Source organism: Rhizobium sp. TRM96647 (assembly GCF_025780115.1).
Lineage (GTDB): Bacteria > Pseudomonadota > Alphaproteobacteria > Rhizobiales > Rhizobiaceae > Mycoplana.
Genome location: NZ_JAOXHF010000006.1, coordinates 165,093 through 181,964 on the forward strand (window position 1 = coordinate 165,093; position 16,872 = coordinate 181,964).

General features: G+C 65.4%; 18 protein-coding genes. 10 read left to right on the top strand and 8 right to left on the bottom strand.

The annotated features are described in order from the left end of the window. The first annotated feature begins 65 nt into the window (after positions 1-65). The 5 genes from OCK02_RS13415 to OCK02_RS13435 all read left to right on the top strand — a co-directional run bounded on the left by OCK02_RS13415 (position 66) and on the right by OCK02_RS13435 (position 4,343). Entirely contained in the window at positions 66-797 is a 732-nt protein-coding gene (locus OCK02_RS13415) for an ABC transporter permease (RefSeq protein ID WP_263813484.1), read from the top strand. Continuing rightward, positions 794-1,618, top strand: coding sequence for an ABC transporter permease (locus tag OCK02_RS13420; protein WP_263813485.1), 825 nt, complete (start codon positions 794-796; stop codon positions 1,616-1,618). The genes OCK02_RS13415 and OCK02_RS13420 overlap by 4 nt, the downstream gene beginning before the upstream one ends. A 1-nt stretch (position 1,619) precedes the next feature. Further along, positions 1,620-2,789 (top strand): M20 aminoacylase family protein, encoded by a 1,170-nt coding sequence (locus tag OCK02_RS13425; RefSeq protein ID WP_263813486.1) that lies wholly within the window; start codon positions 1,620-1,622, stop codon positions 2,787-2,789. 106 nt (positions 2,790-2,895) lie between these two features. Then, positions 2,896-3,183: a hypothetical protein gene (locus tag OCK02_RS13430; protein WP_263813487.1), complete on the top strand. Its 288-nt coding sequence runs from the start codon at positions 2,896-2,898 to the stop codon at positions 3,181-3,183. Positions 3,184-4,046: 863 nt separating this feature from the next. Continuing rightward, positions 4,047-4,343, top strand: coding sequence for a chorismate mutase family protein (locus OCK02_RS13435; protein WP_263813488.1), 297 nt, complete (start codon positions 4,047-4,049; stop codon positions 4,341-4,343). A gap of 43 nt (positions 4,344-4,386) precedes the next feature. Here the strand turns inward: OCK02_RS13435 and galE are convergent, their stop codons facing one another. From galE to mscL, 3 genes are all read right to left on the bottom strand, one after another. After that, positions 4,387-5,379: a UDP-glucose 4-epimerase GalE gene (gene galE / locus OCK02_RS13440; protein ID WP_263813489.1), complete on the bottom strand. Its 993-nt coding sequence runs from the start codon at positions 5,377-5,379 to the stop codon at positions 4,387-4,389. A gap of 69 nt (positions 5,380-5,448) precedes the next feature. Then, entirely contained in the window at positions 5,449-6,615 is a 1,167-nt protein-coding gene (locus tag OCK02_RS13445; protein WP_263813490.1) for a pyridoxal phosphate-dependent aminotransferase, read from the bottom strand. Between the two features lie 164 nt (positions 6,616-6,779). After that, entirely contained in the window at positions 6,780-7,211 is a 432-nt protein-coding gene (mscL, locus tag OCK02_RS13450; protein ID WP_263813491.1) for a large conductance mechanosensitive channel protein MscL, read from the bottom strand. 204 nt (positions 7,212-7,415) lie between these two features. Here mscL and OCK02_RS13455 point away from each other — a divergent pair, with 204 nt between their 5' ends. Continuing rightward, a complete protein-coding gene (locus OCK02_RS13455) occupies positions 7,416-10,919 on the top strand; it encodes a PAS domain-containing hybrid sensor histidine kinase/response regulator (protein ID WP_263813492.1) in 3,504 nt (1,167 codons plus the stop codon). A gap of 61 nt (positions 10,920-10,980) precedes the next feature. Here OCK02_RS13455 and OCK02_RS13460 read toward each other — a convergent pair whose 3' ends face one another. Both OCK02_RS13460 and OCK02_RS13465 read right to left on the bottom strand, forming a co-directional pair. Further along, on the bottom strand, positions 10,981-11,637 hold the full coding sequence (locus tag OCK02_RS13460; RefSeq protein WP_230807319.1) for a response regulator transcription factor: 657 nt from the start codon (positions 11,635-11,637) through the stop codon (positions 10,981-10,983). Between the two features lie 62 nt (positions 11,638-11,699). After that, complete coding sequence (locus OCK02_RS13465; RefSeq protein WP_263813493.1) at positions 11,700-12,128, bottom strand: hypothetical protein; 429 nt, start codon at positions 12,126-12,128, stop codon at positions 11,700-11,702. A gap of 115 nt (positions 12,129-12,243) precedes the next feature. On the opposite strand from OCK02_RS13465, the gene OCK02_RS13470 reads away from it, so the two are divergent. Continuing rightward, on the top strand, positions 12,244-12,588 hold the full coding sequence (locus tag OCK02_RS13470) for a DUF952 domain-containing protein (RefSeq protein ID WP_263813494.1): 345 nt from the start codon (positions 12,244-12,246) through the stop codon (positions 12,586-12,588). 1 nt (position 12,589) lies between these two features. Continuing rightward, positions 12,590-13,672 (top strand): quinone-dependent dihydroorotate dehydrogenase, encoded by a 1,083-nt coding sequence (locus tag OCK02_RS13475; protein WP_263813495.1) that lies wholly within the window; start codon positions 12,590-12,592, stop codon positions 13,670-13,672. Positions 13,673-13,715: 43 nt separating this feature from the next. On the opposite strand, the gene OCK02_RS13480 is transcribed toward OCK02_RS13475, so the two are convergent. Next, positions 13,716-14,222 (bottom strand): CAP domain-containing protein, encoded by a 507-nt coding sequence (locus OCK02_RS13480; protein WP_263813496.1) that lies wholly within the window; start codon positions 14,220-14,222, stop codon positions 13,716-13,718. Between the two features lies 1 nt (position 14,223). Continuing rightward, the gene (locus OCK02_RS13485) at positions 14,224-14,490 is read right to left on the bottom strand and encodes a DUF6460 domain-containing protein (RefSeq protein ID WP_263813497.1); all 267 of its coding nucleotides are present in this window, start codon (positions 14,488-14,490) and stop codon (positions 14,224-14,226) included. 145 nt (positions 14,491-14,635) lie between these two features. On the opposite strand from OCK02_RS13485, the gene OCK02_RS13490 reads away from it, so the two are divergent. Further along, positions 14,636-15,604: a class I SAM-dependent DNA methyltransferase gene (locus OCK02_RS13490; protein ID WP_263813498.1), complete on the top strand. Its 969-nt coding sequence runs from the start codon at positions 14,636-14,638 to the stop codon at positions 15,602-15,604. A gap of 74 nt (positions 15,605-15,678) precedes the next feature. Then, positions 15,679-16,314 carry a YitT family protein gene (locus tag OCK02_RS13495; RefSeq protein WP_263813499.1) on the top strand — a complete coding sequence of 212 codons (636 nt, stop codon included), beginning with the start codon at positions 15,679-15,681 and terminating at the stop codon, positions 16,312-16,314. A gap of 70 nt (positions 16,315-16,384) precedes the next feature. Here OCK02_RS13495 and OCK02_RS13500 read toward each other — a convergent pair whose 3' ends face one another. Next, entirely contained in the window at positions 16,385-16,846 is a 462-nt protein-coding gene (locus OCK02_RS13500) for a carboxymuconolactone decarboxylase family protein (protein WP_263813500.1), read from the bottom strand. Between the last annotated feature and the right edge of the window lie 26 nt (positions 16,847-16,872).

A 16,872-nucleotide genomic window follows, 5' to 3' on the forward strand; every position in this document is an offset into this window, starting at 1 on the left:
GCCGGTAATGCTCCAGCGGCCGGCGGCGTCGCCGCCGGCCAGGCTCCCTTGAAGACGAGAGTGACATGGCTGCTGATCCCGCGACCCTGATCAACTGGGGCCTTCTGGCGCTCGAACCGCCGGGCTGGGGCGGCGTGCTCCTGGGCGGCCTCCTGAACTCGATCAAGATTGCGGTCGGCGGCTATGCGCTCGGCCTGCTGCTCGGAACCGGCGGCGCCTTCGGCAAGCTTTATGGCGGACCTGTACTGAAGGATCTGCTCGAGGTCTATACCACCCTCGTCCGCGCCATTCCCGAGCTCGTGCTGATCCTGCTGCTCTACTATGCGGGAACGGATCTTCTCAACCAGCTGACGGCGGCGATGGGCTACGGCCCCGTCGACATCAGCGGGCTCGCCGCCGGCATCTTCGTCATCGGCGTCGTGCAGGGCGCCTATTCGACCGAGGTGCTGCGCGGGGCGATCAAGGCCGTGCCGGCCGGGCAGATCGAGGCTGCCCGCGCCTACGGCATGGCGCCGACCCAGATCATGCGCCGCATCACGCTTCCCGCCATGCTGCCGCACGCCATTCCCGGCCTTTCCAACCTCTGGCTGATCGCCACGAAGGACACGGCCCTTCTTGCCGTCGTCGGCTTCAGCGAGCTGACGCTGGTGACGCGGCAGGCGGCGGGTAGCACCAAGGCCTATCTGCTGTTCTTCTGTGCCGCCGGCGCGCTGTACCTGGCGCTGACGCTTGTCTCGAACATCGTCATCCGCATCATCGAAACCCGCGCCCGGCGCGGCATGGCGGCCCCGGCATGACCGTCGAGACAAGCACCGTCGAGGCCACCGCCCTGACCGAGCTTCCGGGCGGCAGGGCCTTCCTGAAGCCGCACCGGATCATCCTGCTCGCCATAGCCGTGATCGCGATCTTCTGCATGGCCTGGTTCATGCGCTGGGACTGGATACCGGACTATGCCGGACGGCTTGCCCAGGGCGTCGGCGTCACCCTGCTGATGCTCTTCAGCACCTGCATTCTCGGCTTCCTCTTCGCTGTCCCGCTCGGGCTCGTGCAGGTCACCGGCCCCTGGCCGCTGAAGGTGCTGGCCAGGACCTTCTGCACCATCATCCGCGGTACGCCGCTGCTCCTGCAGCTGTGGCTGCTCTATTACGGACTGGGATCGCTCTTTCCGCAGTTTCCCGCCATTCGGGATTCCTTCCTCTGGCCCTATCTGCGCGAGGCCTGGCCCTATGGCGTCGCAGCGCTGACGATCTCCTTTGCCGCCTACGAAGGCGAGGTGATGCGCGGCGCCTTCGCCGGCGTTCCGGCCGGCGAGCTCGAGGCCGCCCGGGCCTACGGCATGAGCCGGTGGAAGGTGTTCCGGCGCATCTGGCTGCCGCGCGCCGTCCATCGCGCATTGCCGACGCTGAACGGCGAGACCGTGCTGCAGTTGAAGTCGACGCCGCTGGTGGCGACGATCACCGTTGTCGACGCCTACGCCGTCATCTCCAAGATCCGGCAGACGACCTACCTCACCTACGAACCGCTGCTGTTCCTGGCGCTCATCTACCTCTGCCTGACCGCCATCCTCATCGTGGCGTTCCGCACGCTCGAAAACAAGATTCCAACCCGTGGTGTCTGACATGAACGTACGCGCTGCCCTCACCAATGCGATGCCGGAACTGGCCGCGATCCGCCAGGACCTGCACGCCCATCCGGAACTCGGGCTCGCGGAGGTGCGCACGTCGGAGCTGATCGCCCGCCATCTCGAGAGCTATGGCTACAAGGTGACGCGCGGCCTTGCGAAGACGGGTCTGGTCGCGACGCTGACGAACGGCACCGGCCGGCGTTCCGTCGGCATCCGCGCCGATATCGACGCCCTGCCGATCCTGGAGGAAACCGGCCTGCCCTATGCCAGCAGGACACCGGGCCTGATGCACGCCTGCGGCCATGACGGGCACACGACGATGCTGCTCGGGGCGGCGCGCGCCATCGCCGAGCGGCGGAACTTCGACGGCATCGTCCACCTCATCTTCCAGCCGGCCGAGGAGAACTTCGGGGGCGCCCGGATCATGGTGGAGGAGGGTCTGTTCGAACGCTTCCCCTGCGACGCGGTCTTCGCGCTCCACAACGAACCGGCGTTGCCGTTCGGCCAGTTTCATTTCCGCGAGGGCGCCATCATGGCCGCGGTCGACGAGGCGACCATCACGGTCAACGGCCGCGGCGGCCACGGCGCCGAGCCGCAGGAGACGGCGGACCCGATCGTTGCCGGCGCCTCGATCGTAATGGCCCTGCAGACGATCGTCTCCCGCAACATCCATCCGCTCGATCCGACCGTCGTCACCGTCGGCTCGTTCCATGGCGGCACGGCCAGCAACATCATTCCGGGGCGCGCCGAAATCGTCGTCGGCATCCGCTCCTTCGATCCCGGCGTGCGCGACGAGCTGGAACGGCGCATACGCCTGATTGCCGAACGCCAGGCGGAGAGCTATGCGACGACCGCCACCGTGGACTACCTGCGCAGCTACGACGCCACCATCAACCACAAGCGCGAGACTGACCTTCTGCGGGACATCGCCATTCGATTTGCGGGTGCTGAGAAGGTCATGGACCTCCCCCGCCCCTTCATGGGCAGCGAGGATTTCGCCTATATGCTGAAGGAGCGCCCCGGCAGCTACTTCTTCCTCGGCGCGAAGACCTCCGAAAGTGACCCGCCGCTCCACCATCCGGGTTACAATTTCAACGACGATCTGCTGCCGGTGGGCGCCGCCTTCTGGACGGAAGTGGCCGAAAGCTACCTGAAGCCGGCCTGAAGCGAATCACCGTCGCGCCGTAGCAGCGAGCCATTAACATAATGTGACGTTTTTTCGGCAGGGGCCACTTAACACACAGGCCCCGCGCCCCATATGATATTTTCGCATGCACGAGGATGTCCGATGTTACCCGCAATCAGAGGACCTCAAGATGAAGACATTCGTTGTATCGATCGCTGTCATGGCCTTTGCGGCCTCTAGTGCATTCGCAGCCCTCGGAAATTTTGATCGCGCAAGGTTCGGCGACCCGATCGTTGCGTCCAATGAAAGCATGATCGACCAGACCGTCACCGGTTCCGTCGAACCACAAGTCTGCAAGTTCGGCGTCAAGACGGTTCGGCGTTGCGTCGACCCTTCCGGCAAGCCGACCGAAGAGGGCATCCGCAAGGACTAGCCCGAAGCATCGATCCCCCCAATTGACCGCCCATGCGGCGGGCGGTCAGGCGGGGAGCATCCTATCTCCCGAAAGCACATCCGGAGCAACAGCGCGCCAAGGTCGCGGATGGCGACCGATATCGCCAGCGCTCCCAGTGCGTCTTGGTGCGTCTTGCACCACACGTTCGGGGGCAGGCGATGGCCGTCGCCGTATTTTTATATTAGTAACTATTAAAATAAAGAGATCGCCCCCCATATATGGCGCTGGGCTTGAGGATCGCGTGGGACTTCCTTTGATCCGAGGATCTCGACATGAGAGCGCTTGTCATTTCCGCTGCCATCCTGGCCGTGTCGGCCACGACGGCGATCGCATTCCCGGCCAGTTTTGGCCTGCCCCATTTCGTCCGGGTCGACCAATGGCCGGATGCCGGCGTGTTCGAACCCGCGGCACGGATGCAAGCCAGGCCGAGCGCGTGCCGAACTGTCGCGCCAACCGACAGGCGATGCCGCCTTCCGGAGGCGCAGAAATAGCCGCACGCCGGCGGCTGCCTGTTCCGAATCTCCGCGGCCTTGCGGCGGCCGGCGGGCGGGTTGTTGCGCCATGTGCCTCACCCTGGGTAAGCCTCTTCAACCGACCGCAACCTATTAGAGAATATTAATTTAAGTCTCGCTCAAGCTTCATCGTCTAGAACTCTCCTTGCCAGCATACGGGACCGCCGGAAGACAGGAACAGGACCGCACCTTCCCTGAATTTCGCGCGGCCCGTATGTGGCACAGCGCCGCCCGGCGCGCTTTCGCCTTTCCTCCCCGCCTCTGCTTTGTTACAGCCAACCGCGATGTCCGCGGCGGCGGACCGACGTTTGCATAGAAGCGGAGACGGGAATGTCCGAAAAAGCAGCCGATTGCCGGACCATGGCGGAAATTCGCGACAACATCGACCGGATCGACCGGGCGCTGATGGATCTCTTTGCGGAACGCTGGACCTTCATCGGCCGCGCCGCCGAGATCAAGGCCGAACTCGGCCTGAAGGCAGACATTCCCGCACGCGTCGACGAGGTTCGCAACAATGCCCGCGAAAACGCGCTGGCACGCGGCCTCGACGGCGATTTCTACGACGGCCTCTGGGCGCAACTCATCCGCCACTCGATCGAGCATGAGGAAGTGACGCTCGGCAAGTAGCCTTGCCGATGGGCGGCGGGACGCGACCGCCGCCATCTACTCGTCAGATCTGGTTGCGGCGACCGAGATGGTTCTCCCAGTCGAGCGCGGTGCGCACGATGAAGGCGAGATCGTCGTATTGCGGCTTCCAATTCAATTCCTTCATCGCGACCGACGGGTTGGCGACGATCGAGACGGCATCGCCCGGCCGACGCCCGGCGATGCGCACCGGGAAATCGACGCCGGAGACCTCCTTGACGCGGTTCAGCACCTCCAGCACGGAGAAGCCTCGGCCGTAGCCGCAATTGGCGACGATCGAACCGCCGCCGGCGCGCATGCGCTCGAGCGCCTTCAGATGCGCATTGGCGAGGTCGGAGACGTGGATGTAGTCGCGCACGCACGTGCCGTCGGGCGTCGCATAGTCGGTGCCGTAGACGTCCATGCCCTGCCGCTTTCCAAGGGCCGCTTCCGAAGCAACCTTGATCAGGTGCGTCGCCCCCTTGGTCGACTGGCCCGTGCGGCCGCGCGGATCGGCGCCGGCGACGTTGAAGTAGCGAAGGGCGGTATAGGCAAGATCATGGGCGAGCGCGGTGTCCCGCAGCATGATCTCCGTCATCAGCTTCGACGAACCATAGGGCGATTCCGGGCTCAGCGGGGCGGTTTCCTCGACCGGATCGTCCGTCTGCGGCGTACCGTAGACGGCGGCGGTGGAGGAAAAGACGAAATGCGGCACCCCGGCCTCAACGGCGGCTGCGATCAGCGCACGCGACTTGACCGTGTTGTTCTCGTAGTAACCCAGGGGATCGGAGACCGATTCGGGCACGACGATCGATCCGGCGAAATGGATGATCGCATCGATGGCGTTCTCGGCGAAGATCCGTCTCAGCAGTTCGCGGTCGGCGATGTCGCCCTCGTAGAAGCGGGCCTCCGGCGCAATCGCCCAGCGAAAACCGGTGGACAGGCGATCGACGACGACGACCTCCTCCCCGGCATCATGAAGCGCCCAGACCATGTGCGAGCCGATATAGCCCGCTCCGCCCGTCACCAATACCGCCATCCCGTCTTCTCCGATCCTGTTTCACGCGCCGAATAGAGCGCGATCGTAACGAAGATGTAAATGTGGCGATCAGAGGGCGGCGATGTAGCGCGACAGCCGTCCGGCCGCTTCCTCCACCTGCGCAGTATCGCGCAGGAAGCAGGCCCTGAGGAAGAGCGACCCGCCCTCGCCGAAGGCCGTGCCGGGGGCGAGGCCCACGCCCGTCTTGTCGACGATGTCGAGCGCTGCCTGCCGCGCATCGGTGACGCCGTCGATCTTGAGAAAGGCGTAGAGGGCGCCATCCGGCTTCAGGGTTTCCACCCGGTTCGTGGCGATCAGAGCGTCGCAGAGCAGGTCGCGGTTGCGCGACGCCTTGTCGATATTGGCCTGGACGAAGGCGTCGCCCTCGTCCAGGGCGGCCACCGCGCCCTTCTGCATGAACTGGGCGACGCCCGAGGTCGAGTACTGCACCAGATTCTCGAGCACCTGGCCCATCTGCGGCGGCGCCACGATCCAGCCGACGCGCCAGCCCGTCATCGACCAGTTCTTCGAGAAGGAATTGACGAAGACGACGCGGTCGCCGTCCTCCATCACGTCGAGGAAGGAGGGCGCCCGGCCGCCGGCATAGAAGTAGCGCGCATAGATCTCGTCAGCCATGATCCAAAGGCCGCGCCGGCGGGCAATCTCCAGCAGGGCGCGCAGGTCCTCCCGGGTCGCCGTCCAGCCGGTCGGATTGGACGGCGTGTTGACGAAGAGCACCCGGGTCAGCGGCGTGATCGCAGCTTCGAGGCGATCGAGTTCCAGCCGCCAGCGACCGTCGGCAAACTGCAGCGGTACGGCGAGCGGGCGCACGCCGGCGATCTCGGCTGCAGCTGCCAGGTTCGGCCAGGCCGGCGTCAGGTAGACGATGTCATCGCCCGGCCCGGTCAGCGCCTGCAGCGCAAGCTGGATCGCCTGCATGCCGGAACCGACGACGTAGAAATGCTCGGGCGACAGCACGTGGCCGAAATGGCGGGCGTAGTAGCGCGACAGCGCCTGCCGCAGTTCCGGTATGCCGCGCTGCCAGGTGTAGAAGGTCTCGCCGGCCTTCAGGGCCGCCATGGCCGCATCGGAGATGAGCTGCGGCGTCGGTAGGTCGCCTTCGCCGACCCAGAGCGGGATCAGCCCGTCCCTGTGGCGCGCATAGTTGACCAGTTCGACGATGCCGCTCTCCGGCGCATTCAGCGCGCGCGGGCTCAGTTGGCCGAGAATATCCATCGTGTCTCCATCAGAGCCTGGCCATGCCACAACGCGCGACATCCAGGCGGGCAATCCTTAGCGGGATTCGATTGCCCGATCACGCCAGTTTCTCTGACGGTCCGATCGATTTCGGTGATGGAAGGAGAGCGGCCCCGACGGCGATCGCCGGGGCCCGGAGCAGCTCAGACCGCCGGCCGCGATTTCAGGAGGTCGCGGATTTCCGTCAGCAGCGCCACATCGGCCGGCGGCGGCGCAGCCTCGGCGGCCTTCTTCTTTTCGACGCTGGTGCGCACGCGATTGACCGCCTTGATCATCATGAAAATGATCCAGGCCAGAATGAGGAAGTTGATCAGCACCGTGATGAAGCTGCCATAGGCGAAGACCGCGCCCTGCTCGCGCGCGGCAGCAAGCGAGCTTGCCGTCACGTTGGAGGAAAGTGGCAGGAAGTAGTTCGAGAAATCAAAGCCGCCACCCGTCAGGGCGCCGACAATCGGCATCACGAGGTCGTTGACGACCGAATCGACAATCTTGCTGAAGGCCGCGCCGATGATCACGCCGACGGCGAGGTCCATCACATTGCCGCGGGCGATAAACTCCTTGAACTCGTTGAGCATTCCCTTCTCCTCTTGCTGCATGACAGTGGCAGCGTAATTTAGATTCTCCGCAGAGGGAACCGTCCGGACGCATTCCTCCACCACACTGCAACCACCTTTCCGCTATGGGACTTAAGTCAAGGCCCGCCCCGATTTTCTTTGCCGTTTTAATGTCCTATGGTGCCCTCGGCGGACGGGAGGGGTCCGTCGATGACCGGAGGACGCATGCTGCCTGGCTGGACCATCTTCGCCGCGGCCTTCGCCTATCTCCTGCTGCTGTTTGCGGTGGCGACCTACGGCGACCGCAAGTCGCGCGATCCGGATGCCCCGCATCGCGGCCGGCCGCTCGTCTATGCATTGAGCCTCGCCATCTACTGCACGTCGTGGACCTATTTCGGCGGGGTCGGGCTTGCGAGCGTGCAGGGCCTGGAATTCCTCGGCATCTATATCGGTCCGATCCTGATGTTCACGCTCGGCCTGCCATTGATCCGGCGGATCGTGGACCTTGCAAAGTCCGAACGCCTGACCTCGATCGCCGATTTCGTCGGTGCCCGCTACGGCAAGAGCCCGGGCGTTGCCGCGATCGTGGCGCTGATCGCCCTCGTCGGCGCGATCCCCTACATCGCCCTGCAGCTCAAGGCGGTCTCGAGCTCGGTGAAGGTCGTGGTCGATTTCTACGACTACGGCTTCGACGAGAGCCAGACCTTCCTCGACCTGCCACTGATCGTGTCCCTGTTCCTGGCCTGCTTCGCCGTCGTCTTCGGCACGCGGCACACGGACGCGACGGAGCACCAGGACGGTCTGATCCTTGCGATCTCGATGGAATCGGTGGTCAAGCTCTTCGCCTTCGCCACCGTCGGCATCTATGTCGTCTACTTCATGTTCGACGGGCTCGGCGACCTGTGGCTGCGCGCTGCCGAGAGCGAGCGCGTGACCGCAGCGTTGGCACACGATACGCCGATCGCCCGATGGCTGCTCCTGATCGTGCTCTCGGCCTTTGCCATCGTCATCCTTCCGCGGCAGTTCCACGTCACCGTGGTCGAGAACCGGACCGCGGGCGAGTTGCGCACCGCGGGCGTGCTGTTTCCGCTCTATCTGATCGCCATCAACCTCTTCGTGCTGCCGGTCGCAATCGGCGGCGTCATCGCCTTCCAGGGGCTCGGCGATGCCGACCTCTACGTGCTGGCGCTGCCGCTGGCACAGGGCCAGCCGACGCTGACGCTCGTCTCCTTCATCGGCGGCTTTTCGGCGGCCACCGCCATGGTGATCGTCGAATGCGTGGCGCTGTCGATCATGATCTCCAACGACATCGTCATCCCCGTCGTGCTCCGCCGCAACCTGATCGGACGCGGCGAGCCGCAGGAGGACCTGACGCAGACGCTGCTGCGCATCCGGCGGCTGGCGATCTTCTTCGTGCTATTGCTGGGATACGCCTACTACCGGTTCTCGACCTCGAACGCCGGGCTCGCCTCGATCGGCCTTCTGGCATTCGCGGCCGTCGCGCAGGTCGCCCCTGCCCTCATCGGCGGCCTCCTCTGGCGCCATGCCAATGCGCGCGGCGCCATCGCCGGCATGGTCTCCGGTCTCGTCGTCTGGGCTTATCTACTGTTTCTCCCCAGCCTCGGCGTCAGCGACAATTCCGGGATCGCGTCTGCCGTCCTCGGCTTCCTGCTGCCGGGCGCCAGCGTGCTCTCCGGGCCGCAGGCCGATCCGCTGGTCGCCGCATCCGTGCTGTCGCTGCTGGTCAACGTCGCAGCCTTCGTCATCGGCTCGCTGTCGCGCAGCACCACCAATATCGAGCGCCTGCAGGCCAACATCTTCATCCGTTCGCGGCCGCAACTGGAGCGCGCCTTCCGCGGCAGCAGGACCAAGGTGACGGTGCGCGACCTGAAGAACACGGTGGCGACCTATCTCGGCGAGGAGCGGACCGAGCGCTCCTTCCACAGCTACGAACGACAGGCCGGTCGATGGCTGGAGGACCATGCGCCGGCGGATATCGCGCTCGTGCATTTCTCCGAACAGGTTCTCGGCAGCGCCATCGGATCTTCCTCCGCCCGCCTCGTCCTGTCGCTGACGCTGCAGCGGATCGACGAGACCACTGCCGACACGAGCTGGTTGCTCGACCAGGCGAGCGAGGCGCTGCAATACAATCAGGGCATGCTCCAGACCGCGCTCGGGCAGATGGACCAGGGGATCGCCGTCTTCGACAGTTCGGGCAACCTCACCGTCTGGAACCGCCGCTTCCGCGAGTTGTTGGACCTGCCCGAGCAGGTCGGCCAGGTGGGTTTCGCGCTGAAGGACATGATCGACATCCTCGTTGCCGAGGGCCGCATCGCCACGAGCGAAAAGCAGGCGATCCTCGACGGCGCCCTGAATTTCGACCAGCCGTTCCAGCTCGTGCTCTCCGGCGGCAGGCGCATCGTCGAGGTCCATTCCAACGCCATGCCCGAGCGCGGCTTCGTCGCGACCTTCACCGACATCACCGAGCGCGTCGAGGCCGACCGCGCGCTGAAACTCGCCAACGAGACGCTGGAAATGCGCGTGGCGGAACGTACCGCGGAACTGACCCGGGTCAACCAGGAACTGGGCGAGGCGCGGGCGGCTGCGGAAGAGGCCAATCTCGGCAAGACGCGCTTCTTCGCCGCTGTCGGTCACGACATCCTGCAGCCGCTGAACGCAGCGCGGCTCTATTCCTCCTCGCTCGTCGAGCGGCTGGGCGCCTCCGACAACGGCGCGATGGTGCACAATATCGACTCCTCGCTGGAGTCCGTCGAGGCGATCCTGGGGGCGGTGCTCGACATCTCGCGGCTGGATACCGGCGCGATGAAGCCCCGGCTGCAGGTGGTGCAACTCGATGATCTCCTGCGGCGGATCGAAACGGATTTCGCGCCGATGGCGCTGGCCAAGAACCTGACGCTCAAGGTCATGCCGACATCGATTGCGGTGCGCAGCGATCCCAACCTGCTTCGCCGGCTCGTGCAGAACCTCGTCTCCAACGCCATCAAGTACACCAACAGCGGCAAGGTTCTGGTCGGCGTGCGCCGGCAGGCAGGCGACGCGTCGATACAGGTCTTCGACACCGGCATCGGCATCCCGTCATCGAAGTTCCGCACCGTCTTCAAGGAGTTCGCCCGGCTCGACGAAGGTGCGCGGACGGCGCCGGGGTTGGGGCTCGGGCTTTCCATCGTCGACCGCATTGCAAAGGTGCTCAGCTACCCGGTCGAGCTGCAATCGACGCCCGGCAGAGGCACGGGCTTCAAGGTTCGGGTGCCGATCGACACCACCGCCACCGGCCGGAAGGGAGCGACGTCGGCGCCTGCCGCCCCGGCCGCCGAACCGATGCGCGGACTGAGGGTGCTTTGCATCGACAACGAGCCGAAGATCCTCGAGGGCATGCGGCTGCTTTTGACGGGCTGGGGCTGCGAGGTCGCCACGGCGGATTCGATCGCCGCCGTGGACGCGCTCCTGACAGCCACGCCGCCGGCCTTCCACGCAATCATCGCCGACTACCATCTTGGCGATGGTACCGGCATCGAGGCGATCGACCGGGTGCGGGCCGCGCTCGGCGCGGAACTGCCGGGACTGCTTGTCACCGCCGACCGGTCCGCCGAGGTCAGGGCGCTGGCCGACGGCAAGGACATCGTCGTGCAGAACAAGCCTGTCCGCCCCGCCTCGATGCGGGCCTGGCTGACGCGTCTGGTGAACCTGGAAAAGGCGGCGGCGGAATAGGGCGCATATGGCGCGCCATGCGAATGTCGGGTGAAGCGCCGATGACGCCGGTCGAATGCGTTCAGGCGGCAGCCGCGGAGGTGGATCCGATCTTGCCGAGCTGGATGACGGCCTGGGTGCGGCTGTCCACGTTCAGCTTCAGCAGGATCGCCGACACATGCGCCTTGATCGTCGCCTCGGATACGCCGAGCTCGTAGGCGATCTGCTTGTTGAGCAGCCCTTCGGCCAGCATCGACAGCACGCGCGACTGCTGCGGCGTCAGCGTGCGCAGCCGGTTGATCAGGTCGCCGACCTCCGCATCCTGTTCGGGGCCGCGCTGATAGTCGCTCGGCGTGTAGATGTTGCCGTCGAGGACGGCCGCGATACCCTCGCGGATCTCCTCGATCGAGGCGGACTTGGAAATGAATCCGGAGGCGCCGAGATCCAATGCGCGGCGGATGGTGGCGGCATCGTCGCGGGCCGAGACCACGATCACCGGCAGGCCCGGATGTTCCGCCCGCAACGTGATCAGGCCGGACAGGCCGCTGGCGCCGGGCATCGAGAGATCGAGAAGCATGAGGTCGGCATCGGGACACCGGCTGGCCGAGGCGCGGGCGGCGTCGAAGTCCCCGGCCTCGACGATCGTGGCCTCGTCGCCGCTTCCGAGCAGCGCCTGCCTCAGCGCGCCGCGGAAGAGCGGGTGGTCATCTGCAATGATGATCGTCAATCCTGTGGTCATGCGGGCTCCCTCCCAAGAGCACGGTCATGATGGCACGCGGTTCGACGTGGGCACATCGGCGCTCAGGTCTTTTCCGGCACCGGCTGCTGGGGGGCGATCTTCTCCTCCTCACCCTCCAGATTCTTCACGATAGCCATCAGGCGCTGCATCATTCTTTCCATGATGCCCATGGTCCGGTCAATCTCCTCATCGGTCGGCAGGCGCGGTTTATCACTGGAAAGCGCCGATTTCTCCGCCTTTTCCAATGCTTCCACACGTCTGGTCAGCGAATCGAGCTCCTCTTCGAAGGCGGCCCGCTCGTTGGCGGCCATGCGGCAGGCCATCTGGCCGGAGGTCTCCCGGCACAGCGAAACCTCGCCGGTGACGGTATCGAGCCGCACGAAACCTTCGTCCGTGCGCTCCATCTGATAGCGTCCCTCGCCTTCGGCAAGGCCCGGCCCGGACAGCAGCAGCGGCGACACGAAGGCCAGGCCGACGATCACTTTGCGCATGCGACTTCCTCCTTGAAACGGCAATGGCAATCGATTTTGCCCGTGGACTTTCCCGCGGTGATGCGGCAAGCGCTAGGATCGAAGGCATCCGCGGCCGCGCAGAGGAAAGCACACCATGTCCGAGATAATATACAAGATCGTTCCGGCAAGTCTGTGGCAATCCGCCCGCAGCAAGGGCAGCTTCGAGGGCGCGCCGGTGGACCTTGCCGACGGCTTCATCCACTTCTCCACAGCCGCCCAGGCAAAGGAGACGGCGGCAAAGCACTTTGCCGGACAGACGGATCTGCTTCTGGTCGCGATCGACGGTGCGGCGCTCGGAGAGGCGCTGGTCTACGAGCCGTCCCGCGGCGGCCAGCTCTTTCCCCATCTCTACGGCGCCCTTCCGCTCGATGCCGTGCTCTGGGAGAAGCCGCTGCCGCTCGGCGCCGACGGGACGCACCTCTTTCCGGAGATGAACTGACATGGCGTTCGCCGACCTCGCCCGCAAGGGCCTGTTCCTGTTCGATCCGGAAACCGCGCACGGCCTGTCGATTGCCGCACTAAGGAGCGGGCTCGTGCCTGCCTGCGGCCTGCGCGCCGACCCGCGCCTGCGCCAGACGATCGCCGGGCTCGACTTCGCAAATCCGCTCGGCATGGCGGCCGGCTACGACAAGAACGCGGAGGTGCCCGAGGCGCTGATCCGGCTCGGTTTCGGCTTCGCCGAGATCGGCACTGTGACGCCCCGGCCGCAGGACGGCAACCCGAAGCCCCGCATCTTCCGGCTGACGGCCGACGAAGCGGTCATCAACCGGCTGGGCTTCAACAACGAGGGCCATGCCGCCGCACTTCGGCGTCTCAAGACCTGCTCGCGCCAGTCGCTGATCGGCGTCAACATCGGCGCCAACAAGGACATCGAGGACCGGATCGCCGACTATGTCGAAGGGATCGGCACCTTCTACGACGTGGCGCGCTACTTCACCGCCAACATCTCCTCCCCCAATACGCCGGGCCTGCGCGACCTGCAGGCACGCGAGAGCCTGTCCGCCCTACTCTCTGCCGTGCTCGCGGCACGGGACGAGCAAGCGATACGCGCGGGCCGGCGCGTGCCCGTCTTCCTCAAGATCGCCCCCGACCTCACCGAGGAAGGGCTGGACGACATCGCCGAGGTGGCGCTCGCCCATGATCTCGACGGCCTGATCGTCTCCAACACAACGTTGTCGCGCGACGGCCTCACCGAGCGGACACATGCGAACGAAGCCGGCGGGCTTTCGGGCAAGCCGCTGTTTGCCAAGTCGACGGCGGTGCTGGCGAAGATGCGCAGGCGGGTCGGTGCGGCGTTGCCGATCATCGGCGTCGGCGGGGTGAACTCGGCGGAGACGGCAGCGGAAAAGATCCGCGCGGGCGCCGACCTGGTGCAGCTCTATTCCTGCATGATTTATGCGGGGCCGGGCCTTCCGGCCACGATCGTCAGGGGGCTTTCGCAGGTCTGCGACCGCGAACGGCTCGCCTCGATCCGCGACATCCGCGGAACGCGCACCGACCACTGGGCCGACCGGAGCATCTGACGGTCCGGCACCCGGATTCGGCCACGGGACCGGTCGATCCCGCTCAGCTCGAAAGCACCATGGCCCAGTAGGGCCGGTTTCCGGATTTCGGGCTCCTGGCTTCGGCGACGCCGAGGCCGCGATAGCCGGAACCCAACATGTTGGCGAGGTGCTTGGGCGAATCGACCCAGGCCTGGAACGCGCGCGCCGCATCGTCCTGTCCCACGGCGATGTTCTCGGCCGCCGGCAGGGGCACGTCCATGCCTTTCATCCGCTTGGCGAAATCCGCACCGATGCCGATATTGTGCTGCATCTTGCCCGCAGCCGCCATCCGGCGCGCCTGGTCGCGCGCCGCATTGGCGGTGGCCGGCTGGCGCGACAAGGGTTCCAGCCCGCGATCGGCCCTCAGCTTGTTGATCATGACAAGCGTGGCGTCTGTCTGGTCGCTGGAATCGGACGCGGTATCGATCACGCCCATGGTGGTGCAGCTCGAGATCGCCGTCGCAGTCGCGCCGAGTGCGGTCGCCAGAAGAGCCCTGCGGCGGATCGGGTTCGTCGTCTTCGTCGTCATGTCAGCGTCTGTAGCTCAGGATGCGGATGAGAACGAAGACCGGGACCACGATCACCGCGCCGAGCACGAGATAGTCTCCGACGCGGCCGAGTGCCTGGAAGCCGGTTTCCCAGAGATTGACGATGAAATCGCGGACGGCACGCAGGATGTCGTCCGGGTAGAGGCCCAGCACCGACATCACGAAGCCGAGCGCCACCGACAGGATCAGAAGCTTCACGGCGATCCGAAGCGGCGTATCGCCGAGGAACCTGTTGACGCCGTCCGACATGCTGCCTGCTCCTTCTTCCCGCCCCCGCATGGGGCGTCTTCTCATAAGGCGCGCCGGCGAAAACCGCAACGCGGGCGCCGAATCTGCTTGCGTTTTGGCCGCGCTTGCCGAATAGCGATGCCACCTCACGCAAAAAGACGCAACCATGCCTCTCGCCTCGCAGCATGCCTCCGGCGACGCCCTCGCCCATCGCCGCGCCGACTATGCCCGCATGCTCGCCGAAGGTGGCGATTTTTCGGGCGCTATCGAACTCATGGGACAGGCGCTGGAGATTTCCCCGGATTGGGCGGCCGGCTGGTACCGCCTGGCCGAATATGCGGAGAAGGCGACGGACAGGAGGGCGGCTGCGGCGGCCCTTGGCCGGGTGCTCGCACTCGCGCCGAATGATCCCTTCGGCGCGACGCTGCGGCTTGCCGTTCTCGGCGCCGCCGATGTTCCCGCCGCACCGCCGAGCCGCTACGTCCAACAACTGTTCGACGACTATGCCCAACGCTTCGACAAGTCGCTGGTCGACAGGCTCGGCTACAGCGTGCCCCAGAAGCTCGCAGCCCTTGTCGACGAGGGCATCGCGACCCGCCAATTCGCCCACGTGACCGATCTCGGCTGCGGCACCGGGCTCTTCGGCGAGCGGGTCCGCGATCGCGCGACATTCCTTGAAGGCTTCGACCTTTCGGCCAGGATGCTGGCCAAGGCCCGGGAGAAAGCGGTCTACGACCGGCTCGCCCGGGCGGACCTTTCGCTGCCCCCTGACGAAAGCGGCGTCTTCGATACCGATCTTCCCGCCCATCGCGCCGATCTCGCCAGCGCGGCCGACGTCCTGATTTATCTCGGCGATCTTTCACCGGTCTTCGCCATTGCAGAGAAGCTCGTCGCGGCCGGCGGCCACTTTGCCTTCTCGGTCGAGGATGCCGGGGCGGAGGAGACCTATGTCCTGCGCCCGTCGCTGCGCTATGCCCATGGCGAAGGCTATGTGCGCGCCTGCGCGGAGAAAGCCGGATTCACCGTGCTCCAGAGCCGGCAAACCGTCATCCGCATGGATGCCGGCACCCCGGTTACCGGAAGGCTTTACCTCGCCAGATGCGGCGAACCGGGGCCGAGCGCGTCTGCCGCCTGACGTTGCCGTCCCTCCGTCTTGCATTTGTTGCAGTGCAATATATGAACAAAGAACTTTCTGCAGCGGAGACGTCGATGAGCGGCGACAAGCGTCGATTTGGATTCTGGAATCCTGCGCCTACGCGCCATTCGCTGCTGGAGGATGCTCAGGGCATCTTCACCGGCAGCATGATCGCAGCCCTCGGGCTGTCGCTGATCGGCAGTGCGGGGCTGGTGACCAGCGGTATCGCCGGCGTGGCCTTCATCCTGCAATACCTGACCGGTTACGGCTTCGGCCTCTATTACACGGTGCTGAACCTGCCATTCTACCTGCTGTCGCTCAGCCGGCTCGGCAAGGCCTTCACGATCAAGACCTTCACCGCCGTCGGCCTGACGTCGCTGATCACGGAGATCCAGCCGCACTACCTGAAGATAGAGACGCTCGATCCCGTCTGGACGTCGCTTCTCGCGGGCGTCCTGCTCGGCTTCGGGCTGCTGGCGCTCTATCGCCACCGCGCCAGCCTCGGCGGGCTCGGCATTCTCGCGGTCTACCTGCAGGACCGGTTCGGCTGGCGGGCGGGCCTGGTGCAACTCGCTTTCGACGCGGTGGTGCTGGCCGCGGCTTTCGCAGTCGCGGCCCCGTACATCGTACTCTGCTCGGTGATCGGCGCGCTGGTTCTGAACCTGTTTCTGACGATCAACCATCGCTCCGACCGCTACGTCGCCGTATGAGAGGTCGCCGCACGGAAAGAGGCGGCACGCGGCCGCCCCTTGCTGGCTATTTCCCTTGCCAGATGGCGCGTCAGGCCACCTGGGCGGGCTTGTCGAGCGGGTGCTGGGAGCGGAAGCCGACGGCAAGCCGGTTCCAGACGTTGATGGCGCCGATCGCCACCGTGATCTTGGTCATTTCCGCCTCGGAGAAATGCGCCTTCAACTCCTCGTAGGCCGCGTCCGGAATGCCGGTCTGGGCGATGTTGGTGACCGCATCCACCCAGCCGAGCAGGGCCCGTTCGCGGGCGTCGTAGACCGGCGATTCCCGCCAGACCGACATCAGGTTGATCCACTGTTCGGAAAGCCCGTCATGGCGGGATTCCTTCACATGCATGTCGACGCAGTAGGCACAGCCATTGATGATCGAGGCGCGCAGCTTGATCAGATGGATGAAGCGACGCTCGAGACCGGAACTCTGCACGAATTCCTCCAGCGCCACGACGGCCTTGTAGGATTCGGGGGAGGCTTTGAAGAAATTGAAACGCGGTTGCATCATGTCTTCCTTTCGGGTTGGGGCTC

What these genes read in the sequence shown, in the direction of transcription:
- OCK02_RS13415 (WP_263813484.1), top strand. Translation starts at nt 66, where the DNA reads ATGGCTGCTGATCCCGCGACCCTGATCAACTGGGGCCTTCTGGCGCTC.
- OCK02_RS13420 (WP_263813485.1), top strand. Translation starts at nt 794, where the DNA reads ATGACCGTCGAGACAAGCACCGTCGAGGCCACCGCCCTGACCGAGCTT.
- OCK02_RS13425 (WP_263813486.1), top strand. Translation starts at nt 1,620, where the DNA reads ATGAACGTACGCGCTGCCCTCACCAATGCGATGCCGGAACTGGCCGCG.
- OCK02_RS13430 (WP_263813487.1), top strand. Translation starts at nt 2,896, where the DNA reads ATGCACGAGGATGTCCGATGTTACCCGCAATCAGAGGACCTCAAGATG.
- OCK02_RS13435 (WP_263813488.1), top strand. Translation starts at nt 4,047, where the DNA reads ATGTCCGAAAAAGCAGCCGATTGCCGGACCATGGCGGAAATTCGCGAC.
- galE (WP_263813489.1), bottom strand. Translation starts at nt 5,379, where the DNA reads ATGGCGGTATTGGTGACGGGCGGAGCGGGCTATATCGGCTCGCACATG.
- OCK02_RS13445 (WP_263813490.1), bottom strand. Translation starts at nt 6,615, where the DNA reads ATGGATATTCTCGGCCAACTGAGCCCGCGCGCGCTGAATGCGCCGGAG.
- mscL (WP_263813491.1), bottom strand. Translation starts at nt 7,211, where the DNA reads ATGCTCAACGAGTTCAAGGAGTTTATCGCCCGCGGCAATGTGATGGAC.
- OCK02_RS13455 (WP_263813492.1), top strand. Translation starts at nt 7,416, where the DNA reads ATGCTGCCTGGCTGGACCATCTTCGCCGCGGCCTTCGCCTATCTCCTG.
- OCK02_RS13460 (WP_230807319.1), bottom strand. Translation starts at nt 11,637, where the DNA reads ATGACCACAGGATTGACGATCATCATTGCAGATGACCACCCGCTCTTC.
- OCK02_RS13465 (WP_263813493.1), bottom strand. Translation starts at nt 12,128, where the DNA reads ATGCGCAAAGTGATCGTCGGCCTGGCCTTCGTGTCGCCGCTGCTGCTG.
- OCK02_RS13470 (WP_263813494.1), top strand. Translation starts at nt 12,244, where the DNA reads ATGTCCGAGATAATATACAAGATCGTTCCGGCAAGTCTGTGGCAATCC.
- OCK02_RS13475 (WP_263813495.1), top strand. Translation starts at nt 12,590, where the DNA reads ATGGCGTTCGCCGACCTCGCCCGCAAGGGCCTGTTCCTGTTCGATCCG.
- OCK02_RS13480 (WP_263813496.1), bottom strand. Translation starts at nt 14,222, where the DNA reads ATGACGACGAAGACGACGAACCCGATCCGCCGCAGGGCTCTTCTGGCG.
- OCK02_RS13485 (WP_263813497.1), bottom strand. Translation starts at nt 14,490, where the DNA reads ATGTCGGACGGCGTCAACAGGTTCCTCGGCGATACGCCGCTTCGGATC.
- OCK02_RS13490 (WP_263813498.1), top strand. Translation starts at nt 14,636, where the DNA reads ATGCCTCTCGCCTCGCAGCATGCCTCCGGCGACGCCCTCGCCCATCGC.
- OCK02_RS13495 (WP_263813499.1), top strand. Translation starts at nt 15,679, where the DNA reads ATGAGCGGCGACAAGCGTCGATTTGGATTCTGGAATCCTGCGCCTACG.
- OCK02_RS13500 (WP_263813500.1), bottom strand. Translation starts at nt 16,846, where the DNA reads ATGCAACCGCGTTTCAATTTCTTCAAAGCCTCCCCCGAATCCTACAAG.